A 21,044-nucleotide genomic window follows, 5' to 3' on the forward strand; every position below is an offset into this window, starting at 1 on the left:
GTCACGGACAAATTGGCCTGACATCAACAGAATACGATATTGATGAGTCCAAACACGACGCCCCCATTACACGCAGTGCAATGGGGGCGTCGTATCGTGTGAAGCGCAGGCGCAGGCTCAGGCCCTGACACAGATTCAGGCCCAGAAACGGACTCAGACTCAGTGCAGTCGCAGGCCGACCTTGGTGATGCGATTGCCTTCCACCTCGTTCACCACCCAGTGGATGCCATGCCAGTCGACATCGTCGCCGACCACCGGCACCCCGCCGACTCGCCGGGTGATGAATTCGGCGATGGTCAGGTGGTGCTCGCCCTGGGAGAGCGTCAAGCCGTAGACATCGGCGATATCCTGCATGTTGGCATCGCCTTCCAGCGTGAAGGTCCCGAAGAAGGCGCGTTGCTCGTGCTGCAGACTCTCGCCATTGAACATGCGGTTGAGGCTCGGCACATCACAGGAGCGCCCCACCACGCACAGCACATCCTGCTGATGCAGACAGGTGCTGCCCTTGGGGTGGATCAACACCTTGTTGCGGAACAGCGCCCCGACCTTGGCCCCCGACGGGAAGCGCAGCATGCGCAGCGCCACGCCTTCCAGCGCCGTGTTGTCGACGCGATAGACCAGCATCTCGTAGTCATTGACCGGCATGATGCCGAGCAGGTTGCGGCGACTCGGCTGTGCGCCCGGCGGCACCACCACCCGCAGCTTGCGCGCCATCGGCGCCAGCGACGAGCCCTGTACCAGCAGCGAGATGATGACCACGAAGAAGGCGACATTGAAGTAGAGACCGGCATTCTCGACCCCGGTGATCACCGGGAAGATCGCCAGCACAATCGGCACCGCCCCTCGCAGCCCGACCCAGCTGATGAACCACAGCTCGCGCCAGCGGAAGCGGAAGAACGGCTTGAGACACAGGATGACCGCCAGCGGGCGCACCACCAGAATCAGCGCCACGCTGAGGATGGCGGCCGGCAGCGCGAACTGCAGCATGGTCGAGGGCGAGACCAAAAGGCCCAGCATCAGGAACAGCACGATCTGCGAGAGATGCGCCATACCATCATGCACCGGCAGGATGTGCTCCAGATGCCGCCCGGGGTGATTGCCGATCATCAGGCCACACAGATAGATGGCAAGGAAACCGCTGCCACCCATCTCGTTGGTGGTGGCGAAGAGGCTCAGGCCCAGCGCCAGCGCCAGCAGCGAATAGAGGCCGGGCGCGAGGTCCAGATAGCGCATCAGACGGGCGATCAGCCAGCCGCCGGCGATCCCCATGGCGGCGCCGACACCGAACTGCAGCAGGAAGCTCATGATGCCCGACGCGACGCCGGAGAGCTGACCGGTCAGGATCTCGGCCAGCGTGATGGTCAGGAAGATCGCCATCGGGTCGTTGGTGCCGGACTCGATTTCCAGCGTCGCACCGACACGCTCATTGAGGTGAACGCCCTGACCGCCCAGCAGCGAGAAGACCGCCGCGGCATCGGTGGAGCCGACGATGGCCCCGACCAGCAGGCCTTCGATCAGGGTGAGATCAAACAGCCACATGGCCAGAAGGCCCACCAGGCCGCTGGTCATGAAGACCCCGACGGTGGCCAGCACCAGCGCCGGCTTCAGGCCGGCACGAAACGTGGACAGCCGCGTGCGCAGGCCGCCATCGAGCAGGATGAGCGCCAGCGCCAGGTTGCCGATCATGTAAGCGGATGAGGCGTCATCGAACTGGATGCCCAGCACGCCATCTTCACCCGCCAGCATGCCAAGGCCGAGGAACAGCAGTAGCAGCGGCATGCCAAGACGCGCCGAGACGCGGCTGGCCAACACGCTCAAGGCGATCAGCGTGCCTGCCAGCAAGAAATAATAATTCAGGTTCTCTACCACGAGTGCTCCCCCGCCAAGCCCTACATCAGATCTCGAGTGACGTCCACGACGACTCACCCACAGTATTCCATGTCAGCGATGGGGCTGCAGAGAAATTTCACACCTTTCATGTACTTGCAGCGTGCAGCACGCGGATTTCACGCCAGGCTGCGCGGCGAGACCCAGGCAGGGGCTGCCGCAAGCTCAGCATAGGACCGCGGGCCGAAGGCCTCCATCGCCCACAACAGCGCACGGCACAGCTCACGCTGGCCATCGAGATCGATCATGCGCCCATGGCGCGAATAGCCCTTCATAAAGGCCTGACGCTGCTCCGGCGTTTCCAGCAGCAACTCCACCAGCGCCCAGTCGAACTCGATCGGCGCCCACACCAGCGCTTCCCAATCGCTCCATACCCAGCCGGTGGCGGCGCACAGATATTGATCGGCGCGCATGTCCGGCAGACACCACACCGCGCGAGTCGGTGCCGGGAAGGTGCGCTTGAGCAGCGTGCCAAGCTCCGCGCGACGCGGGTGATGGGCGAGAAAGCGCGTGACGCGGGTATTCCAGTGCAATAGCGGCATCGGCTGCGCCAGCGGCTGACCGAAGCCCGACAGCGTATCCTGATGCAGGCGACCGAGCTGGTCGCCCAGCAGCTCACAGAAGGTGATGCTGAGATCACTCGGCTGCCCGCTGGACCACGGCAGGTGCCAGATGGGCGCGCCATCGAGACGCCCGAGAAAGGTCAGGGGCAGTGGCGGAATCGGCAGGCGCGCGGGCAAGGCGCCCGCCAGTCGCGTCAGCCCCTCCGGCGTCGCCCAGCGATCGGCGCCGAAGACCCCGCGCATGGCGCGCCAGAAGGGGTCATGGTCTGGCCCGGTGCGCGCCAGCTTGATGAGGCCGGGCGTGCCGCCACGCTGGCGCCATAGCCAGTTGGCGCTATCCGGCCAGGCGAGTGCCAACGGCTCAAGGGGTTGACCCAGATAGGTCGAGAGCCGGCGGGTCAGTGACTCCTCGGGCCAGCCCCTGGGCACGGGACGCGGCTCGCCCACGGCCTCAGCCGTGCTCGGCCGCCGTGGGGGAACGGGATAACTGGAACAGGTCGAGAGATCCGGTGTGTCGGGCATGATGATCTCCTTGGGCTACACGTCTTGTTACAGTAAAGCTCAGCATACCCAAGGCGTGGCACATCGGCATAGTCCGTTTCGCACGCCACCTCTGCCCTGCCCACCTCTGCCCTGCTCACCGGACCCGCCCCCCGCCCCTGACCCGCGTCGGACAAGACACCGGCAAGAGAGTGACGTTACACTGTCGACCTGGATGGGGGTGCCCGAGGATGGGCTGAGAGCCGCAGCGATACGTCGCGCGACAACCCCTGGAACCTGATCCGGTTGATACCGGCGGAGGGAATCCCCGACGCGTGCCCTGCATGGCGCGTCACCTGCTTCCTCCTGCCGGCACGCCGCCTGACCACGGAATTGCCTGTGTCGCTGGGACTCACCCTCAACAACGCACGAATCGATTACGCCGGCCACACGCTGTTCCGCGATATCTCCGCGCGTCTGGAAGCCGGTAGCTGGACGGCACTGCTGGGACGCTCCGGCTGCGGCAAGAGTTCGCTGCTGCGCCTGCTGGCCGGTCTGGAGATGTCAGATCTCCACCAGCTCGACCTCGCCACCGATGACGGTCAGCCGCTGACCGACCGCGTGGCCTGGATGGCGCAGCAGGACCTGCTGCTGCCGTGGCGGCGCGTCATCGACAACCTGTGGCTGGGCGATGACCTGCGCCGGCGGCCGCGCAATCGCAAACTCGCTCATGAACTGCTGGCCGCGGTCGGGCTCGAGGGCCGTGAGCAGGCCTGGCCGGACGCCCTCTCCGGCGGTCAGCGCCAGCGCGTCGCCCTCGCCCGCACGCTCTACCAGCAGGCGCCGGTCGTGATGATGGACGAGCCATTCTCGGCGGTGGATGCCATCACCCGTCTGGAGCTGCATGATCTGGCCAGCCGCCTGCTCAAGGGCCGCACCGTCCTGATGGTGACCCATGACCCGCTGGAGGCATTGCGCCTCGCCGATCAACTGCTGGTGCTGCGCCCGTCGAGCCTCCCGGGTCACGGCGCCGAGCTGGAACGCCTGCCGGGGCTTGGCGCCGCACGCCCGGTGCCGCTGGATGACCCGGCCCTGCCACCGGCGCAGGCGCAACTGATCGCCCGCCTGCGTGATAGCGAGGAGGCCGCATGAAACGTCTGCACGCCATGCGTCACCTCGTCATCAGCGCGCTGCTCCTGCTGGGGCTTTGGCAGCTGGTCATTGCCGTTACCGCCGTACCGCCCTACATTCTGCCCACGCCGCAGGCCGTGCTCGAGGTGCTGATCCAGAAGGCGCCGCTGCTGGCCCATCACGCTGGCGTCACCATCAGCGAGATACTGGCCGGGCTGGTGCTGGGCATTCTGCTCGGCCTTGCCACCGCGCTGGCGCTGGCCTTCATTCCCCGCCTGCGCCGCACCCTGCTGCCGATGCTGCTGATCAGCCAGGTGATACCGCTGTTCGCGATCGCGCCGCTGCTGGTGCTGTGGCTCGGCTATGACATGCTGTCCAAGGTGGTGATGGCGACGCTGATCATCTATTTCCCGGTCGCCTCCACCGGCTACGACGGCCTGCGCCAGACCCAGCAGGGCTGGCTGGATCTTGCCCATACCCTGGGTGCCAGCCCATGGCGCCGGCTGATCCACATCCAGTTGCCCGCCGCGCTGCCGGCACTGGCCTCCGGCATTCGCATGGCCGCGACCGCCGCCCCCATCGGCGCCGTCATCGGGGAATGGGCCGGTGCCAGTCAGGGGCTGGGCTATCTGATGCTCAACGCCAACGCGCGCATGGAAATCGACCTGATGTTCGCCGCCCTGCTGGTGCTGGTCGCCTTCTCCCTGCTGCTCTATTTCTCGCTGGATGCGCTGCTGCGCGCCCTGATGCCCTGGCACCGCGACCGGCTGACACGCCTGAGCTGACACGCCGGGGCTTCGAGTAACTACCGCAAGACCGCAAGATCGCGTAACCGAAAGACGCAACGACGCTCGACACAAATTGCATGAGCCTGACGACTGCCGCCCACGAACGGCAGCACCACTACCCTGTGATCACAAGGAACTCCGCCATGTCTCTTTCGTCATCGGCGCCACGGCGCAAAGCGCAGCCGACACGTTCACCACGTGCCTCGCTGCTGTCCACCGCCTTCGCCACCCTGCTGACCACGCTGTGCCTGAGCAGCCTGCCAGCCACCGCCATGTCGGCCCACGCCGCCGAGGCAGAACCCGCCACCAGCACCCAGTCAGCGCCGGAAATCGTCGCTCAGCAGGCCGAGGTCGGAGTGAACGGCGATTCGGCCGCCTCGGCGCCGGTGGCAAGCCAGGAAGCCGTGGAAGCAACCGCCGGCGCCGCCGAGCAGGCCAAGAACGGTGCTGAACCGGCCGCGGATGCCCCGCCAGCCGCCAGCGACGAACAGAGCGCTGATGCTGACTCGAAGGGCGCCGCCAATGACACTACCACGGACGCTGCCACCGCCGAGCAGCCGCTGACGCAGTTCAAGGTCATGCTCGACTGGTACACCAACCCCGGCCATGCCCCGCTGGTGCTGGCGCAGGAGCTGGGCCTGTTCAAGAAGCACGGCCTTGATGTCGAGCTGATCGCCCCCGCCGACCCGAGCGTGCCGCCCAAGCTGGCCGCCGCCGAGCGCGTCGACATCGCCATCAGCTATCAGCCGCAGCTGCACCTGCAGATCGATCAGGGCCTGCCGCTGGTACGTATCGGCACCCTGGTCGCCACGCCGCTGAATGTGGTGGTGGTGCGCGCCGACAGCGACATCCAGTCGATCGCCGACCTCAAGGGCAAGCGGGTCGGCTACTCGGTCGGCGGTGTCGAGGAAGTGCTGCTCTCCACCATGCTGCAGCACAGCGGCCTGACGCTGGATGACATCACGCTGACCAACGTCAACTTCTCGCTGACGCCGTCACTGCTGACGCGCAAGGTCGATGCCGTCACCGGCGCCTTCCGCAACTTCGAGCTGGCCCAGATGGCCCAGGAAGGCGTCAAGGGCCGCGCCTTCTACATCGAGGAAGAAGGCGTGCCGACCTATGACGAGCTGATCTTCGTCGCCAACAGCGACAGCTACGAGCGCAAGCAGGCCCAGTACGCCGGCTTCCTCGCCGCCGTCGGTGAAGCCACTGCCTGGATCATCAACCATCCTGACCAGGGCTGGGAGATGTTCCGCGACTCCGACCCGGCACTGGATACCGAGCTCAACAAGGAAGCCTGGTACGCCACCCTGCCGCGCTTCGCGCTGCGTCCTGCCGCGCTGGATGCCGGCCGTTACCGTGACTTCGAGGACTTCCTGTTCGAGCGCGGCATGATCAAGAAGCGCCAGTCGCTGAGCCACCTGGCCGTCGACGTCAACGCGCCCTGAGGCGTTGAGCGCCCAGAGCTCTTGAAACGCTGAGCGCTTGCGCGCCCCATGCAAAACGCCCTGTCGGAGATTCCGACAGGGCGTTTTGGGTTCAGGACCGGCTCGCTCTCGCCGTCTTGTGCCTATTTGACAAGCGCTAGCGGCGTGCCAGGCGACGCGACAGCCACAGGATCTGCAGCGGCTGGATCACCAGCGCGATCATCAGCACCGCGACCAGCAACGGCATGCCCTCCAACGCGCCGCTCGGCGTGCTGACCAGCAGTCCGGCGCCCACATAGCTGCCGGCGGCAGAACTCAGATGCTGCACGGCACTCTGGGTGCTGGTGAAGGCCGCTCGCTCGTGGTCGGCGGGAATGAAGCTGTTGAGCGTATTCTGGGTCACACGCCGCGCCGACGAGAACAGCATGTAGGCGCCGAAGCCGATCCAGATCAGCGACGGTCCCGGCGAATGCAGCAGGAAGGCCCAGCCGACCAGCGCCGTCATCAGGCAGGTGATGGTGCCCGGCCAGACACAACCATAGCGATCACACAGCCGTCCCGTCAGCTGCATGCCGACCAGCGACAGGCCGCCACCGATCATGTAGAGCCCGCCGAGATCCTCGCGCGGCAGACCCAGATTGAACAGCAGATAGCTTGCCAGGTTGGGAATCACCAGGAAGTTGCTGAACATCGCCGTGGCGATCAGCGCCAGCCCCAGGCGATGGTCGGGCTGGGCCAGGATGTTCAGGATCGTGGTGCCCTTGCGGCTGCGCTGACGCGTCTCGGGATTATCGAGATGGCCGCGGATCGGCGGCAGTATCCAGGCCAGCAGCCCGCACACCAGCAGTGCCAACAGCGCCACGGCGCGAAATGGCGCCTGCCAGCCGAAGCCCTGCGACAGCCACAGCGCAAACGGCAGCCCCAGCACCGAGGCCACCGAGAAGGCGCCCATCACCAGGCCCATGGCGCGCCCCCGGCGTACTCCCGGCACCACGTCGATCACGATGGCCAGCGCCGTCGCCGCCGCCGGCCCGCCGAACAGGCCGCCCAGCATGCGCGCCGCCAGCAGGGTCTCGAAGTCGGTGGCGAAGCTGGCGATCAGGTGACAGAGCGCCGCGCCGAACAGGAAGCCCAGCACTGCCCAGCGGCGATCGAAGCGATCGGCGTGTCGCGTCCACAGCAGAGTGCCCACCGCGGCGGCCAGCGGATAACTGCCGACAATATAGCCAAGGTGATCCAGCGGAATGCCCAGCGAGGTGGCAAAGTCGGGACCCAGCGCCATCACCATGGTGAAACCCATGATGACGGCGAACTGCAGCAGGGTGACCAGCGCCACCACCAGGCGCTCGTGGGTGGTCACCGGCGGGATGACCCGCTCGCTCGCGGCCGGCTGACGATTTTCGGAGTGACGGCTCGGCGTACTCAAGCGCGTGCGACGCGATCAAGGAACGCCACCACCGCCTGCTGAAACTCGCTGGCACGCTCGGCGTGCAGCCAATGGCCGGCCTCCAGCGAGTCGTCTTCCAACGCAGGGAAGTGCTCGCGCATCGTCGCCAGGCCCTCGGACTGCACATAGTTGGAGCGCGAGCCCCACAGCAGCAGCGCCGGCAGCTCGACCGGCCCCTGGCCGTGCGGCGCCTCGACGATCTGCGGGTAACCCGCCGCGATATGGTCCAGCCCGACGCGCCAGCCCATGGCGCCATCGTCGAGACGCACCAGATTGGTGGCGAGGAACTGGCGGATGGCCGGGGTATCGACATGCTGCGCCATCACCGTGTCGGCCTCCTTGCGTGAGGCCGGGCGCGCGTCACGTACCGCCTCGAAGGCAGCAAAGATATCGTCATGCCCGTGGCCATAGGCGACCGGCGCGATATCGGCGACCAGCAGGCTGCGCAGACGCTCGGGCGCCTCGATCGCGACCTGCATGGCGACCTTGCCGCCCATCGAGTGGCCCAGCAGGTCACAGCGCTCGATGGCGAGGCGGTCGAGCAGCGCGAGGACATCCGCGGCCTGCTCGGGGTAGCTCATGCCGGCCACGTGCGGGCTGCGGCCGTGGTTGCGCAGATCCACCGCGATCACGCGGCGTGTCCGCGACCATGACTTGATATGCGAACGCCAGTTGTCGGCACTGCCGAACAGGCCGTGAAGAATGACCAGCGGCGTCGCGTCCTGCTGGCTCGTTGTCTGTTCCTCGGCGCCATCACGAGCATCGCTCTCGTGGTAATAAAGCTCGACCGTTGTGCTCATCATCATCTCCATGGACGCTAGACAGACCGTTACGCTCCCCGTGGCTCAGGCGCAGTAGCTCAGGCGCGGTAGCTCAGGCTCAGTGGCGTGGCTCAGCGGCGTCGCTCGGCGGCAGCCGGCTCGCGGGGAGCGCCTATGTTAGCAAACTATCAAGCGCGCGGCGGCTCCGTCCTCGACGGCTCAACGCGGGCTGGCTTCCAGATAGACCTTGACCGCCTGCCACAGCGGGCTGCGGTAACGCTCCGGGTGCCACAGCATCGAGAAGCGCCGCTTCAGGTTGAGCTGGGGCGTGGCCAGCACCACCAGCTCGCCACGCGCGATCTCGGCCGCTACCGACAGGTGCGACAGGCATCCCAGTCCCAGCCCGGCGAACACGGCCTGCTTGATGGCCTCGTGCTGGCCCAGCTCCATGCGCACCTTGAGGCGCTCGATCCGCCCGTGCAGTGCACGCTCGAAGACCGCCCGCGTGCCCGAGCCCCCCTCGCGCAGAATCCAGTCAGCCGAGGCGAGGTCCTCGTCGCTGAGCGCCACGCCGCGCACGGCCAGCGGATGGCTCGGCGGCGCCACCACCACCAGCTCATCCTCGCGCCAGGTCTGGCTCATCAGGCGCGGCGCATGGCAGTCACCCTCGATCAGGCCGAGTTCGGCGTCATAGTTGAGCACCGCCTCCACCACCTGATGGGTATTGCGCAGACGCAGGTTGAGCTCGGTGCCCGGATGTTCGCGCATGAAGGCCCCCGCCAGCCCCGGTAACAACCAGGTGCCGATGGTGGCGCTGGCGGCGATTTCCAGCTCGCCGCGCAGGTTGCCATCCACCACGCCGGGCTCACGGGCCTCCAGCTCCAGCGCGTGGGTCTGCTCCAGCAATTGCTCGGCGCGCGCCAACAGGCGGCGGCCATTGGCGTTCAGGGCCAGGCGGCGACCGAGGCGCTCGAACAGCTGCACCTCGAGATGACGCTCAAGCTCGGACAGCCCCTGACTCGCCGCCGATTGCGACAGGCCGATCTCGCGCGCCGCGGCACTGACGGAGCCGTGGCGGGTCACCGCCACGAACACTTGCAACTGGCGCAGCGTGATGTGGATCTGCATATCGGTTTTTCCGGTATGTAATAAAAGAATAATCGACTAACTGCCGAATAATATTCCCGAATAGACTAATCATCAAACCAGAGACACTAAGCAAGCGACGCAGGCTCAAGCGCCCTTGCCGATGACAGCCGTGCACCACACGCCAGCGCACGACCCATAACAAGACAGGCCAAGTTCCGCACGGGATAGGCCACTTTCCTCAAGGAGAATGCTCATGGACGCACAGACCCTGACTCCCCCCGCCACTGCCGAGCGCTTGCGCCGCATGTTGCCGGGCCTTGCCCTGTGTGGCGGCCTGACCCTGGTGGGACTGGCACTGCATTCCATTCCGGCGCTGGCCTCCACCGGCATCAGCCCGCTGGTCTTCGCCCTGCTGTGCGGTATCGTGGTCGGCAACCTGCCGATCACCAGCCGTCACGCCGCGGCGCTCTCCCCGGGGCTGCATATCGCGACCAAGAAGCTGCTGCGTCTCGGCATCATCCTGTTCGGCCTCTCCATCACCCTGCAGCAGATTCTCGGCCTGGGCTGGAGCGTCGTCTTCCTCGATGTGCTGGTGATCACCGCGGTGCTGAGCAGCGGCTACTTCATCGGCACGCGCTGGCTGGGGCTGGACCGCGACACCGCACTGCTGACCAGTGCCGGTTCCGCCATCTGTGGCGCCGCGGCGGTACTGGCGACCGAATCGATGATCAAGGCACGCCCGGCGGCCACCGCCATGGCCGTCGCCACGGTGGTACTGTTCGGCTCGCTGGCGATGCTGGTCTACCCGCTGCTCTACCCGCTGAGCGGCATGCATGAAGGCCTGTTCGGCATCTATATCGGCTCCACCATCCACGAGGTCGCTCAGGTCGTGGCCGCCGGTGAAGCGGTCGGCCCGGACGCCCTGGCCAATGCGCTGATCGTCAAGTTGATGCGCGTGATGATGCTGGTACCCTTCCTGCTGCTGTTGCCGAAGCTGTGGGCCATGCGTGCCCGCACCGAAGGTGATGACCGCGAGACCGGCGGCAGCATGACGATTCCGTGGTTCGCGCTGGGCTTCATCGCCATGGCCGGCATCAACAGCACCGGCGCGATCCCGGCGGCAGTGCACTCAAGCCTCTCTACTCTCGGCAGCGTGGCACTGACCATGGCCATGGCGGGCCTGGGGGTCGAGACTCGCATCGATCGTCTGCGCTCACTGGGCATGAAGCCTTTCCTGCTCGCGCTGATCCTGTTCACGCTGCTGATCGTCGGTGGCTTTGGTGCCAATCTGCTGCTGATGGGCTAATCCTCAGCACGGCAGCGATTGATTGCCCCAATGACTTTGGTAGTACGGCTCAATTGGCAAACCCGGGCAGGCTCAAGCACAATAGCGGTCATCCATTACTCACCGGCAGTGCCGGCGCCATTTTCTCGGCCCACCCAGTACGGGCTGAACGAGAGTCACGAACCTTAGGAGAGTCTCATGCTTGCAGTCATTTTCGGTCGTCCGGGTTGCCCTTTCTGTGTCCGCGCCAAGGACCTCGCGGAAGAGCTCACCGCCAAGCGCGATGATTTCGACTTCCGCTACATCGACATCCATGCCGAAGGCATCAGCAAGGCCGACATGGAAAAGACCATCGGCAAGCCGGTCGAGACCGTGCCGCAGATCTTCGTCGATCAGACCCACATCGGTGGCTTCACCGAGTTCAACCAGTACGTGCAGGACGAAGCTCTGATGCCGCAGGCCTGATCGCCGCCATCAGCTGCTTCACTGCTGAAGCCCTCGCCATTGGCGGGGGCTTTTTTGTGCCTGCGTCACCGCCTCCCACCCCTGGTCACGACACTCACTCGCACCACAACGCTGTGCGCAAGGTCGCGTCTTGCGCACCTTGCCGCTTGCGACAAAAGGAGGGGCCAGCGACAATCGCTGCCTTCTCCGCCCGTGTATGCACAAGGACACGCACATGAACATGTTGATGGAAGGCGCCGTGCTGCTGGGGTGCGCGGTGGTTGCCGTGCCACTTTTCCAGCGTCTGGGCCTCGGCTCCATCCTGGGCTATCTAGCCATCGGGGTACTGCTGGGTCCGTCGTTGATCGGCTTCATCTCGGAGCCTGGCGAAGTACTGCACTTCGCCGAATTCGGGGTCGTCATGCTGCTGTTCATGATCGGACTGGAACTGGAACCCAAGCGCCTGTGGGACATGCGCCTCAAGCTTGCGGGCCTGGGCAGCGCCCAGATGCTGCTGTGCGGTGCCTTGCTCACCCCTGTCGGCCTGTGGCTGGGGCTGGAATTGCCCGCCGCCGTGTTGCTGGGCCTGATTCTGGCGCTGTCCTCGACCGCCTTCGCGCTGCAGGTATTGAGCGAGAATCAGCAGCTGGCGACGCCGCACGGCCAGTCGACCTTCGCCATCCTGCTGTTCCAGGACCTGGCGGTGATTCCGCTGCTGGCCCTGATGCCGCTGTTCGCTGACAACTTCGATGCCTCCACCGGCGCCAACTGGATCGGCATCGCCAAGGGCATCGGCATGATCGCGGCGGTCATCATCGTCGGCCGCCTTGTCGTGCCGCGCCTGCTCAAGATGGTCGCGCGCAGCGAGATCCACGAGATCTTCACCGCCGCGGCCTTGTTCGTGGTGATCAGCACGGCGCTGCTGATGGAATGGGTGGGCCTGTCCATGGCCCTGGGCGCCTTCCTGGCCGGGGTGTTGCTGGCCGATACCGTCTACCGCCATGAGCTGGAAGCCAACATCGAGCCCTTCAAGGGGCTGCTGCTGGGGCTGTTCTTCATGGCCGTGGGCATGTCGGTCGACGTGTCGCTGGTGATGGAGCGCCCGCTGACCGTGCTGGCGCTGACGCTGGCGCTGATGTTCGGCAAGGTCATCGTCATCACGCTGGTCGGACGCGTCGCACGCCTCAAGATGGCCGAGGCCCTGCCGCTGGCCGCGGTCCTGTCACAGGGTGGTGAGTTCGACTTCGTACTGCTGACCGCCGGCATGGCTGCCGGCATCTTCGATCAGACCCTCACCAGCCTGGTGATCAGTGCGGTGACCCTGTCGATGGCTGCCACGCCCTTCCTCTATCGCTATGCCCGCCACCTCGGCGCCACCAGCGAAGCCAAGCGCCCCTATGACGAGGACTTCGGTGAGGAAACGCCGCAGGTGGTGATCGCCGGCTTCGGCCGCTTCGGCCAGATCAGCGCGCGCATGCTCAAGAGCCAGGGCATCAACTTCACCGCCCTTGACCCCAATATCACCCAGGTCGAGTTCGTGCGTCAGTTCGGGTCGCGCATCTTCTATGCCGATGCCAGCCGCGCCGAATTGCTGCGGGCGGCGGGTGCCGAGCAGGCCAGGATCATGCTGGTGGCGGTCGATGATGCCGAGACCTCGACAGGCATCGTGCGCATGGTGCGCCATCAATTCCCGCACCTGAAGCTGTTCGTGCGTGCCCGTAACCGCCACCATGCCTGGGAGCTGATGGAACTGGGCGTGGAGCACGTGATTCGTGACACCTATGCCAGCAGCCTGGAAATGGGCGGAGAATTGCTGGTGGCGATGGGCTACCCCAGTGCTCGCGCGGCGGAAGTGGCGCGTGCATTCCGGGAAATGGATGACAACATGCTCAAGCAGAACTACGAGCACCGTCACGACCAGAAAGCGCTCGTCAACAGCGAGCAGGCCGCCATGGTCGAGCTCAAGCGTCTGTTCCAGAACAATCAGGACTGACGTCGCACCACTCGCCAGAGCGCTCAGTCGCGCCTGAAAAGCCACAAGGGCCGCCCCGGCAGGGGCGGCCCTTGTCGTTGGGGCACTCGGCAAGGCCTTGCGTACTGGCCCGCCTCCCGAGGGGCAGGCGGGCGGCCCGAGGCCTGCTCAGCCCTTCGACAGGCGGCGGGACGTCAGGCGCGCCCGCCACTGCGGGCCGAACAGATAGGCGCACAGCCCGATCACGATCAGCAAGGCCCCGGCGAGCACGCGGCTGGAGATCAGCTCATCATTGAGCACCGCGCCCAGGCTCATGGCGAAGATGGGGGTGATCAAGGTCGCCAGCGCCACCGTACTGGCCGACAGGCGTGACAGCACGAAGTAGTAGCACAGGTAGCCGATCAGCGAGCCGAAGATGCCAAGGTAGAGGATGGCCGCCATCGGACGCCCCTCCGGCAGGGCCTGCGGCACGCCATCGACGATCAGCGCACACACCAGATAGAGCGGCAGCGAGACCAGCAGCGCCCCCTCCGTCTGCACCAGCGGATGCAGCCCTGCCCGTTCGCGCTGCACCAGTACGCCCGAGGCGGCAAAGCAATTGACGGCCAGCAGCATGGTCAGGACTCCCTTCCAGCTGCCCGGCGGCAACGCCAGGGAATCCGAGACCGCGACGGCCAGTCCACTCAATGCCAACGCAAACCCCATCCACTGCAACTTGTCAAGTGGAGCACTTTTCAACCACCAGCGTGCATAAAGCCCTGATAGCAAAGGTGCCAGTCCAAACAGTAACGACATGATACCGCTTGGTAACCAGGCCGCAGAGAGGTAGGCGAAGTACATGCCACCCCAGATACCCAGAGCGGCTGCCGAGTAGCTGCGCAGCGCCCCACGCGAAAGGTCCATTTTCAGCCCCATCATGCGTAACAATGGGTAACCGAGGCATGCGGCAATTAACATTCTGCCCATCGCCGACCAGGCAGGCAGCCAGCCCGAGGCGCTCCACGAGATGGCCAGCGGTGTCGTCGACCACACCATGAGAACCACGCAATACGCCACCAGCACTGGCATTTTTACTCTCCGATCAAGAAACGCGAAAAAACGGATAATGGCGTTGAATACCCCTTTGCACGACTACCTATAATCGCTCCAGCAATGAGGTCATAGGGGCCGTCCAAGGAGGCATCATGCAACGCAAGGAATTCCAACAGCAGCTATGGCTGGACTTCGTCCACCGCCATCCCGACATCGGGGCGCTGGATATCTGGCCAGACAGCATCAACCCTGAATATCTGATGTTCCTGACGCTGAATCAGGGGCCTTTCAGAAGCGAGAAACTGTTACCCAGCCTGTATCACCAGGGCTATCGCCGCGTGAAACAGTACGCCATGGCCGACCGCGGCCTGCTGGTCGATCTGCTGCTTCCCCCGGATGGTGGCGCTGCCGTCATGCTGGCGGAACTGCAGGCCAACAGCCTGCCGCCGATGCACCGCGACCTGCTCAAGCGCCTGATCAGTCAGAGTCATCGTGATGACTGCAAAGGACAGAACCTGCTCGCGCCCTGCCGTCCGTGGGACATGCCGGACTGGCCAACCTTCGAGCGCCTGCTCGAGGCCAATCCGCTGGCTGCCTGGCTCTCCGTGATGGGGCCGCGCCTGCACCATGTCGGCTTCAATGCCGAAGAGCTTGGCGAAACGCTGGAAGCGGTCTGCGAGGGCATGCTGGCCTACGGCATGGCACCGCAGACCGAGCGCCATCATGCGGTACTGCCCATCAATCCCAAGCTGCAGTATCACTACTACCCGGCCCACGCCCAGCGCATGGTGTTCGCGGACGGTGACGAGCATATGGTGGTGCTGGGCGGCATCGCCCTGCTGGCGACGGCACCGGTGACGACTCAACAAGAAGGAAAACAGCGTCCCGCAGAACAACTGCTGCCGGAACATACGCTGTGCCAGCTCAGCGCGTGATGGCCTCTTGGCAGCACTGCGCAATGAGATGAGTCGCATTCAGCCCCCTGCGCAAACGTAGGGGGCTCTTGTATTCAGAGGGTGACATGCCCTGTCATGCCATACCCTTCACACCCTCTCTTGCCATCACCCTTCATGGCATCACCCCATGGTGTCATCACTGCACGACTCGCCGCTTCCCCCCGCCGCTTTCCCCCGCCGTGCCTGCGTCTTGTGTCTGAGCCTCTAAACCTAACGTCGCAGACAGGTTATCAACAGAAGCTGTGGAAAAAGCTGTGAAGAATCTCTGTACATCTAGGTATCGCCATCGAGATCAGGCGAGCGCAGACAGATTGATCAAAAAATGATCAGCCGGCCGCAAACAGCTCCAATTCCCCTTCCGACCACACATCTGGCAGTGCATCTGACAGTGGATCAAACGGCCGCTGCGGCAGCGGCTGTGGCCGTAGTGAACACACCCATCAACTTCCACATCAGCCCAGAGACGACAGCGCCAATGTCACTGGCGTGTTCGTGATCTGCCCGCCCAGCCAGTATGCCCCCAGATAGCCCACGCTGTAGGCCAGCAACAACGCGGGGAAGAAGCGCAGATAACTCATGAAGCTCACCTCGCGCACCTTGGAAAGCGCGATCACCCCGGCGGCGGAGCCAATCACCAGCAGCGAGCCACCCACGCCTGCGGCATAGGTCAGCGCCAGCCATTCGGCATCGTTCATGCTGACATCCGCCTTGAGCACTGCGGCGGTCAGCGGCACGTTGTCCACCAGCGCCGAAAGCAGCCCGACCAGATAATTGGCCTGCATCGCCGGCATCAGGGCATAGAGCTGTGCCAGGCCTTCCAGCAGACGAGCTTCCTTGAGCGCCCCGACCATCAGCAGGATGCCGAGGAAGAATAGCAATGTATCGAATTCGATAATACGAATGTAATCAAGTATGCGGCGCTCTTCGCTGTCGCTGCGGCGTTCGGCGACATGCCCGAGCAGGAACATCAACGACATCCCGAACAGGAAGGTCAGCAGCGGCGGCACGCCAAACAGCACGTTGAGCCCGAGGGTCGACAGGATGGTGGCCAGAAACAGCCAGGCGACCAGACGATCAAGACGCCGGGTCTCGCGCGGCTCGCGCACCAGGTTCACCTCGCCTCCCAGCCCGGGCAGCAGTAGCGTCGCCAGCAGCATCACGCTGAGGAAGGACGGCAGCGCCAGCAGCATCAGCTCGCTGATGCGCACCTTGCCCGCCAAGAAGATCATCAGCGTGGTCACGTCCCCGGTGATCAGCGCCACCCCGCCGGAGTTGACGGCGAATACCGCCAGCACCGCAAAGCGCAGCGTCTTCTTCGGCGCCAGGCCCAGCGACAGCACCAGGGTCAGCGATACCAGCGTCGCGGTGATGTTGTCGGCCAGCGATGAAAAGGCGAAGGCAAAGAGCCCCGTCAGATACAGCAGGCCGCGCTCCCCGATGCGTTTCGGCAGCAGGCGGTAGATCAGATTGGCGATCAGCCCCTTGGCATTGAGAAAGGCCACGAAGGTCATCGCCGCCATCAGAAACAGCCACAAGGTGGCGATCTCGAGCAGGTTCTCGTTCAAGGCCTCGGGGACATCATCCACCGCCAGGGCCGCGGGTCCGAAGATGAACAGCAGCAACCAGCTGAAGGTGCCCAGCAACAAGGTCGTCTTGGCCTTGTTGAGATGGATCACATCCTCGATGGCAATCAACACGAAGGCGGCCAGCGCCAGCCCGATCAACAGTCCCTGCAACCACATGCCACTCTCACTCCCTGAGATATCGCCGCGCAGCGGCGGCGATGATTGACGGTGCCCGGCGTGACTTCAGCGTGAACCCTGCCACGACCTTTCCCTTGCACCGACCCGTCACACGACCGGCGATGCATCTCATCACAGCTGCGTGCGCCCCGCCATTCGACCTGAGGGGCGTTCGCTTCGTGCAACGCAGGGTTGCCATCCCCCACGCAAGCGGGGTGGGCATCCACTCTTGGGTGAATTACGATGGCGCCACCTGATGGAGGAGTCATGCATGTCGAGTATCAGAGGTGTCATCAGCCTTGTCTTTCTGATCATCAATACCCTGTGCTGGGCGCTGCCGCTTTACCTGCTGGCCGCACTCAAGCTGATCACGCCATCGCGCCGCCTGCAGTTGCACATGCTGGAGGGGCTCAACCGCCTCGCCATGGGCTGGATCGGCACCAACAACCTGTGGGTTCGCCATGTGCTGCGCCCGCGCTGGGACATCCACGTGCCGCAATCGCTGCGCGATGGGTCTGCCCGACGTCGCTGGTGGCTGGTGATCGCCAATCACCGCAGCTGGACTGACATCTTCGTTCTCCAGTACGCCCTGCACCGTCGTACGCCGATGCCCAAGTTCTTCCTCAAGCAGGAGCTCATCTGGGTGCCGGTGATCGGCCTTGCCTGGTGGGCACTGGAGTTCCCGTTCATGCGCCGTTACAGCCAGCAGAAACTGGCCAGCAATCCGCGGCTCGCCGAGCGTGATCGCGAAGCGACGCGACGCATGTGCGAGCGCTCGCGTCAGGCGCCGATGGCGATCTTCAACTTCGTGGAAGGCACTCGCTTCACGCCCGCCAAGCACAACCAGCAGCAAAGCCCTTTCCAGCACCTGCTCAAACCGCGTGCCGGCGGCAGTGCCCAGGTGATCAACACGCTTGGCGATCGACTTTCCGGTATTCTGGATGCCACCCTCGATTACCGGCATGCCGATGCCAGTTTCTGGCAGTTCCTGTGCGGTCACGGGGGCGACATCACGCTCGTCATCACTCAGCGGCCCTTGGAGCCCTGGATGCTGGACGGCAACTATCATGCGGACGCCGCCTATCGCGAGCGCTTCCAGCAATGGCTCAATCAGGTCTGGAAGGACAAGGATGCCCGACTGTCACGTGCAGGGAATGACATTGATGAACACTGAATACGGCCTGAATGCCGCGGACTTCTCGGCACGAGCGCAGGCCGAACCTGACGTGAACCGTCCACTTCTGCAGCGTGTTGGCGTCGCGCTGCGCTGGCTGGCGCTGATCTGCCTCGGTCTGTGGCTGAGCGGCTGCGCGACCGGCAGCTACTCCGGCTCGCCGGCCGGCCAGTGGGTCACCATCCAGAAGGGCGATACCCTGGGGCAGATCGCGCGCGATGCCGATATTCCCCTGCTGCGCCTCACGCGCTTCAATCCGGGCGTCAAGATTCGTGACCTCAAGGTCGGTCAGCGCATCCTGGTGCCCACCGCGCGTGAGCGAGCGCCCTCCGGCGGCCCGTATCGCTATCAGCTGCGCCCCGGCGATACCTACTCCAAGGTCGGGCGCTATTTCGGTGCCAGCCCGCAGCGCATTCAGGCCGCCAACCCCGGCAAGGACCCCAATGATCTCGATGTCGGCATGCTAATCTCGGTGCCGCTCAACGGTGGCCCGAGCCGCAGCGCCCCGGCCGCGCGCGCCAGCGGTGGCAGCCTGGTCGCCCGCCCGGACCCCGGCCCGCTGCAGAAGCCGGGCCAGTCATGGCGCTGGCCTGCCGCCGGCAGCGTGACGCGTGAATTCGGCACCAACGGCAATGGCCAGCTGGCGCCCATGCAGATTCGTACCGCCGCCAGCGGCATCGCCAGTGCACCGGCGCGGGGCGAAGTGCGCTTCGCCGACTCCATGCGCCAACTGGGCAACGTGGTCATCCTGCACCACTCCGGCAACCTGCAGAGCGTGCTGGCCCAGTGCGGCGAGATTCTGGTCAAGGTGGGTCAGCAGGTCACTCCGGGCACGCCGCTTTGTCGCGTCGCACGCGGCAACAACGGTCAGCATGAATTGCTGTTCGACGTGCGCCACGGCGGCAAGCCGATCGACCCGCGCGAGATTCTCGAGAAGCGCTGAACCAGCGTTGCTTCACGGCGCCAGCCCGATATGGCGCCACCTTCAATCCCCGCCAGATGACGACAGCGCCGGTGCCACGCCGGTGACTGTCGTCCTTGCTTGACGATTCATGAGACAACCCTCATACCTTTGAGCTGTGAGGGGTTGAGGGTGTGTCATCGCTTCGTCACCTGCTTGTTATGCCGCCGTCACTCCCTCTCTCGATAATGACCACAATAGTCATCTAGGGAGACGTCATGGAGCGCATTGCCTTCGTCAGTGAAACCTGGCATCCGGAGATCAATGGCGTGGCTCATACCTTGAGTCATCTGTGCGATCAACTCATCGCACGCGGCTGTGAGCTCCAACTCATTCGTCCCGCCACCCGAGATGGCAGCCTGGAGCCGCGGGTCCAGCAGGAGCTTCAGGTACGCGGCTTCCGCCTGCCCGGATATGACACCGTGCAGGTCGGCGTGCCGGCGCCGCAGCGCCTGATGCGCATGTGGCGCGAGCATCGCCCCTCCGTCGTCTATATCGCCACCGAAGGCCCGCTGGGCATCAGCGCGCTGATGGTCGCCCGCCGTCTGGGCCTGCCGGTGGTCGCGGGCTTTCATACCAATTTCGATCAATACAGCACCCACTACCGGCTCAAGGCGCTACGCCCGCTGGTGCGGCGCGGCCTGCGCCGCTTCCACAACGCCGCCAACATGACGCTGGTACCGACCCGCACCCAGGCAGACAGCCTGATGCAGCAAGGCTTCGAGCATGTGCAGGTGGTGGGACGCGGCCTGGATTGCGAGCGCTTCTCGCCCAGTCATCGCAGCGAAGCATTGCGCAAGTCATGGGGCGTCAGCTCACAGCAACCCGTCGCGCTGCACGTCGGGCGCCTGGCCGCCGAGAAGAACATCGAGCTGCTGATCCGCACCTATGAGGCCATGTTGGCCGTGCAACCGGACCTCGCCCTGGTGCTGGTCGGAGACGGCCCGCTGCGCGAGCGTCTGGAACAGCGCCTGCCCGAGGCGATCTTCGCCGGCTTCCAGACCGGTGAGGCGCTGGCCGCCCATTACGCCAGTGCCGACCTGTTCGTCTTCCCGTCACTGTCGGAGACCTTCGGCAATGTGGTGCTGGAAGCCATGGCCAGCGGACTGGCCGTGATCGCCTTCGATTACGCGGCGGCCGCCGAGGTGATCCGCGACGATCACCAGGGCCTGCTGGCGCCCTGCAGCCAGCCGGAACGCTTCATCGAACAGGCGGTGGAGGCCTGCCAGCGGCCGGCCCGCATCGCCAGACTGGGACGTGCCGCCCGCGTGCGCGTCGAACCATTGGGCTGGAGCCGCATCGCCGAGGGCTTTCTGACCTGCCTGCGTCACGCCGAGGAGAAGCCCGATGCACGATCGCAGCCTTCCCGTCTTTGAGCGACTGGATCTTCTGGAGTGGCGCCTGTGCCGCCAGGTCGCGCGCCTGGCGCTGTTCCGGCCGATACTCACCCTGTTTCGTATCGTCTCGCGCCTGGGCGACTGGCCGGTATGGGCGCTGCTGACGCTGAGCCTGCCGCTGCACCATGCCATGGGCGGCTGGCTGTTTCTGGAATTCGGCCTGGCGGCCGGTGCCGGGGCCCTGCTCTACCGCGCGCTCAAGACGCGGCTGTGTCGGGAACGCCCGTTCATAACCTTCAATACCATCAACTGCACCATGCCGCCGCTGGACCGCTACAGCTTTCCCAGCGGTCACACCCTGCATGCTGCCCTCTTCGCCAGCCTGACCGCTCAGCAGCTGCCGGAGCTTGCCATCCTCGTCACGCCGCTGGCGCTGCTGATCGCGCTTTCCCGGGTGATCCTCGGCCTGCATTACGTCAGTGATGTGCTGGCCGGCGCGCTGCTGGGGCTGGGCCTTGCCGAGGTGGCCATCCTGACCTTCGAGGCGCTGCTGACGACCTGACGCTCG

The 21,044-nt window shown here is 65.0% G+C and carries 18 protein-coding genes and 1 riboswitch; of the genes, 11 read left to right on the forward strand and 7 right to left on the reverse strand.

The features are described 5' to 3' along the window. Positions 1–159 precede the first annotated feature (159 nt). Both MSG32_RS08020 and MSG32_RS08025 read right to left on the reverse strand, forming a co-directional pair. A complete protein-coding gene (locus MSG32_RS08020) occupies positions 160–1,869 on the reverse strand; it encodes a potassium/proton antiporter (RefSeq protein WP_240548729.1) in 1,710 nt (569 codons plus the stop codon). Between the two features lie 137 nt (positions 1,870–2,006). Beyond that, entirely contained in the window at positions 2,007–2,972 is a 966-nt protein-coding gene (locus tag MSG32_RS08025) for a hypothetical protein (RefSeq protein ID WP_248379099.1), read from the reverse strand. A gap of 185 nt (positions 2,973–3,157) precedes the next feature. Then, positions 3,158–3,271: riboswitch (TPP riboswitch) on the forward strand. Between the two features lie 58 nt (positions 3,272–3,329). Here MSG32_RS08025 and MSG32_RS08030 point away from each other — a divergent pair. From MSG32_RS08030 to MSG32_RS08040, 3 genes are all read left to right on the forward strand, one after another. Next, positions 3,330–4,082, forward strand: coding sequence for an ABC transporter ATP-binding protein (locus MSG32_RS08030; protein ID WP_200906787.1), 753 nt, complete (start codon positions 3,330–3,332; stop codon positions 4,080–4,082). Next, on the forward strand, positions 4,079–4,846 hold the full coding sequence (locus tag MSG32_RS08035) for an ABC transporter permease (RefSeq protein ID WP_248379100.1): 768 nt from the start codon (positions 4,079–4,081) through the stop codon (positions 4,844–4,846). The genes MSG32_RS08030 and MSG32_RS08035 overlap by 4 nt, the downstream gene beginning before the upstream one ends. Before the next feature lie 146 nt (positions 4,847–4,992). Then, complete coding sequence (locus MSG32_RS08040; RefSeq protein WP_248379101.1) at positions 4,993–6,297, forward strand: ABC transporter substrate-binding protein; 1,305 nt, start codon at positions 4,993–4,995, stop codon at positions 6,295–6,297. A 136-nt stretch (positions 6,298–6,433) separates the two neighbouring features. Here the strand turns inward: MSG32_RS08040 and MSG32_RS08045 are convergent, their stop codons facing one another. The 3 genes from MSG32_RS08045 to MSG32_RS08055 form a co-directional block, all read right to left on the reverse strand. Further along, a complete protein-coding gene (locus MSG32_RS08045) occupies positions 6,434–7,702 on the reverse strand; it encodes an MFS transporter (protein ID WP_215824181.1) in 1,269 nt (422 codons plus the stop codon). Beyond that, entirely contained in the window at positions 7,699–8,523 is an 825-nt protein-coding gene (locus MSG32_RS08050; RefSeq protein WP_348983968.1) for an alpha/beta fold hydrolase, read from the reverse strand. The genes MSG32_RS08045 and MSG32_RS08050 overlap by 4 nt, the downstream gene beginning before the upstream one ends. Positions 8,524–8,703: 180 nt before the next feature. After that, on the reverse strand, positions 8,704–9,612 hold the full coding sequence (locus MSG32_RS08055; protein WP_248379103.1) for a LysR substrate-binding domain-containing protein: 909 nt from the start codon (positions 9,610–9,612) through the stop codon (positions 8,704–8,706). 214 nt (positions 9,613–9,826) lie between these two features. Here MSG32_RS08055 and MSG32_RS08060 point away from each other — a divergent pair, with 214 nt between their 5' ends. The 3 genes from MSG32_RS08060 (at position 9,827) to MSG32_RS08070 (ending at position 13,295) form a co-directional block, all read left to right on the forward strand. Then, complete coding sequence (locus tag MSG32_RS08060; protein WP_233593462.1) at positions 9,827–10,879, forward strand: YeiH family protein; 1,053 nt, start codon at positions 9,827–9,829, stop codon at positions 10,877–10,879. Positions 10,880–11,056: 177 nt separating this feature from the next. Then, positions 11,057–11,323, forward strand: coding sequence for a GrxA family glutaredoxin (locus tag MSG32_RS08065; protein ID WP_043335038.1), 267 nt, complete (start codon positions 11,057–11,059; stop codon positions 11,321–11,323). Between the two features lie 214 nt (positions 11,324–11,537). Next, positions 11,538–13,295, forward strand: coding sequence for a monovalent cation:proton antiporter-2 (CPA2) family protein (locus tag MSG32_RS08070; protein WP_248379104.1), 1,758 nt, complete (start codon positions 11,538–11,540; stop codon positions 13,293–13,295). A gap of 147 nt (positions 13,296–13,442) precedes the next feature. Here MSG32_RS08070 and MSG32_RS08075 read toward each other — a convergent pair whose 3' ends face one another. Next, the gene (locus MSG32_RS08075; RefSeq protein WP_348983969.1) at positions 13,443–14,342 is read right to left on the reverse strand and encodes a DMT family transporter; all 900 of its coding nucleotides are present in this window, start codon (positions 14,340–14,342) and stop codon (positions 13,443–13,445) included. Positions 14,343–14,458: 116 nt separating this feature from the next. Here MSG32_RS08075 and MSG32_RS08080 point away from each other — a divergent pair, with 116 nt between their 5' ends. After that, positions 14,459–15,241: a DUF1338 family protein gene (locus MSG32_RS08080; RefSeq protein ID WP_248379105.1), complete on the forward strand. Its 783-nt coding sequence runs from the start codon at positions 14,459–14,461 to the stop codon at positions 15,239–15,241. A 473-nt stretch (positions 15,242–15,714) separates the two neighbouring features. Here MSG32_RS08080 and nhaD read toward each other — a convergent pair whose 3' ends face one another. Then, on the reverse strand, positions 15,715–17,004 hold the full coding sequence (gene nhaD, locus MSG32_RS08085; RefSeq protein WP_213114316.1) for a sodium:proton antiporter NhaD: 1,290 nt from the start codon (positions 17,002–17,004) through the stop codon (positions 15,715–15,717). Between the two features lie 271 nt (positions 17,005–17,275). Here nhaD and MSG32_RS08090 point away from each other — a divergent pair, with 271 nt between their 5' ends. From MSG32_RS08090 to MSG32_RS08105, 4 genes are all read left to right on the forward strand, one after another. Further along, positions 17,276–18,178, forward strand: coding sequence for an acyltransferase (locus MSG32_RS08090; RefSeq protein ID WP_248379106.1), 903 nt, complete (start codon positions 17,276–17,278; stop codon positions 18,176–18,178). Continuing rightward, positions 18,168–19,121: a LysM peptidoglycan-binding domain-containing protein gene (locus tag MSG32_RS08095; RefSeq protein ID WP_225347832.1), complete on the forward strand. Its 954-nt coding sequence runs from the start codon at positions 18,168–18,170 to the stop codon at positions 19,119–19,121. Before MSG32_RS08090 ends, MSG32_RS08095 begins: the two co-directional genes overlap by 11 nt. Positions 19,122–19,357: 236 nt before the next feature. Then, on the forward strand, positions 19,358–20,515 hold the full coding sequence (locus MSG32_RS08100; RefSeq protein WP_043335027.1) for a glycosyltransferase family 1 protein: 1,158 nt from the start codon (positions 19,358–19,360) through the stop codon (positions 20,513–20,515). After that, on the forward strand, positions 20,487–21,038 hold the full coding sequence (locus tag MSG32_RS08105) for a phosphatase PAP2 family protein (protein WP_043335024.1): 552 nt from the start codon (positions 20,487–20,489) through the stop codon (positions 21,036–21,038). Before MSG32_RS08100 ends, MSG32_RS08105 begins: the two co-directional genes overlap by 29 nt. Positions 21,039–21,044 lie beyond the last annotated feature (6 nt).

Origin of the sequence: Cobetia sp. 1CM21F, from assembly GCF_023161745.1 — a bacterium.
In the GTDB taxonomy this organism is placed as follows: domain Bacteria; phylum Pseudomonadota; class Gammaproteobacteria; order Pseudomonadales; family Halomonadaceae; genus Cobetia; species Cobetia amphilecti.

Excerpts from the sequence above, each read along its gene's own strand:
- MSG32_RS08025 (WP_248379099.1), bottom strand. The coding sequence starts at position 2,972 with ATGCCCGACACACCGGATCTCTCGACCTGTTCCAGTTATCCCGTTCCC.
- MSG32_RS08035 (WP_248379100.1), top strand. The coding sequence starts at position 4,079 with ATGAAACGTCTGCACGCCATGCGTCACCTCGTCATCAGCGCGCTGCTC.
- MSG32_RS08040 (WP_248379101.1), top strand. The coding sequence starts at position 4,993 with ATGTCTCTTTCGTCATCGGCGCCACGGCGCAAAGCGCAGCCGACACGT.
- MSG32_RS08050 (WP_348983968.1), bottom strand. The coding sequence starts at position 8,523 with ATGAGCACAACGGTCGAGCTTTATTACCACGAGAGCGATGCTCGTGAT.
- MSG32_RS08055 (WP_248379103.1), bottom strand. The coding sequence starts at position 9,612 with ATGCAGATCCACATCACGCTGCGCCAGTTGCAAGTGTTCGTGGCGGTG.
- MSG32_RS08060 (WP_233593462.1), top strand. The coding sequence starts at position 9,827 with ATGGACGCACAGACCCTGACTCCCCCCGCCACTGCCGAGCGCTTGCGC.
- MSG32_RS08065 (WP_043335038.1), top strand. The coding sequence starts at position 11,057 with ATGCTTGCAGTCATTTTCGGTCGTCCGGGTTGCCCTTTCTGTGTCCGC.
- MSG32_RS08070 (WP_248379104.1), top strand. The coding sequence starts at position 11,538 with ATGAACATGTTGATGGAAGGCGCCGTGCTGCTGGGGTGCGCGGTGGTT.
- MSG32_RS08075 (WP_348983969.1), bottom strand. The coding sequence starts at position 14,342 with ATGCCAGTGCTGGTGGCGTATTGCGTGGTTCTCATGGTGTGGTCGACG.
- MSG32_RS08080 (WP_248379105.1), top strand. The coding sequence starts at position 14,459 with ATGCAACGCAAGGAATTCCAACAGCAGCTATGGCTGGACTTCGTCCAC.
- nhaD (WP_213114316.1), bottom strand. The coding sequence starts at position 17,004 with ATGTGGTTGCAGGGACTGTTGATCGGGCTGGCGCTGGCCGCCTTCGTG.
- MSG32_RS08090 (WP_248379106.1), top strand. The coding sequence starts at position 17,276 with ATGTCGAGTATCAGAGGTGTCATCAGCCTTGTCTTTCTGATCATCAAT.
- MSG32_RS08095 (WP_225347832.1), top strand. The coding sequence starts at position 18,168 with ATGAACACTGAATACGGCCTGAATGCCGCGGACTTCTCGGCACGAGCG.
- MSG32_RS08100 (WP_043335027.1), top strand. The coding sequence starts at position 19,358 with ATGGAGCGCATTGCCTTCGTCAGTGAAACCTGGCATCCGGAGATCAAT.
- MSG32_RS08105 (WP_043335024.1), top strand. The coding sequence starts at position 20,487 with ATGCACGATCGCAGCCTTCCCGTCTTTGAGCGACTGGATCTTCTGGAG.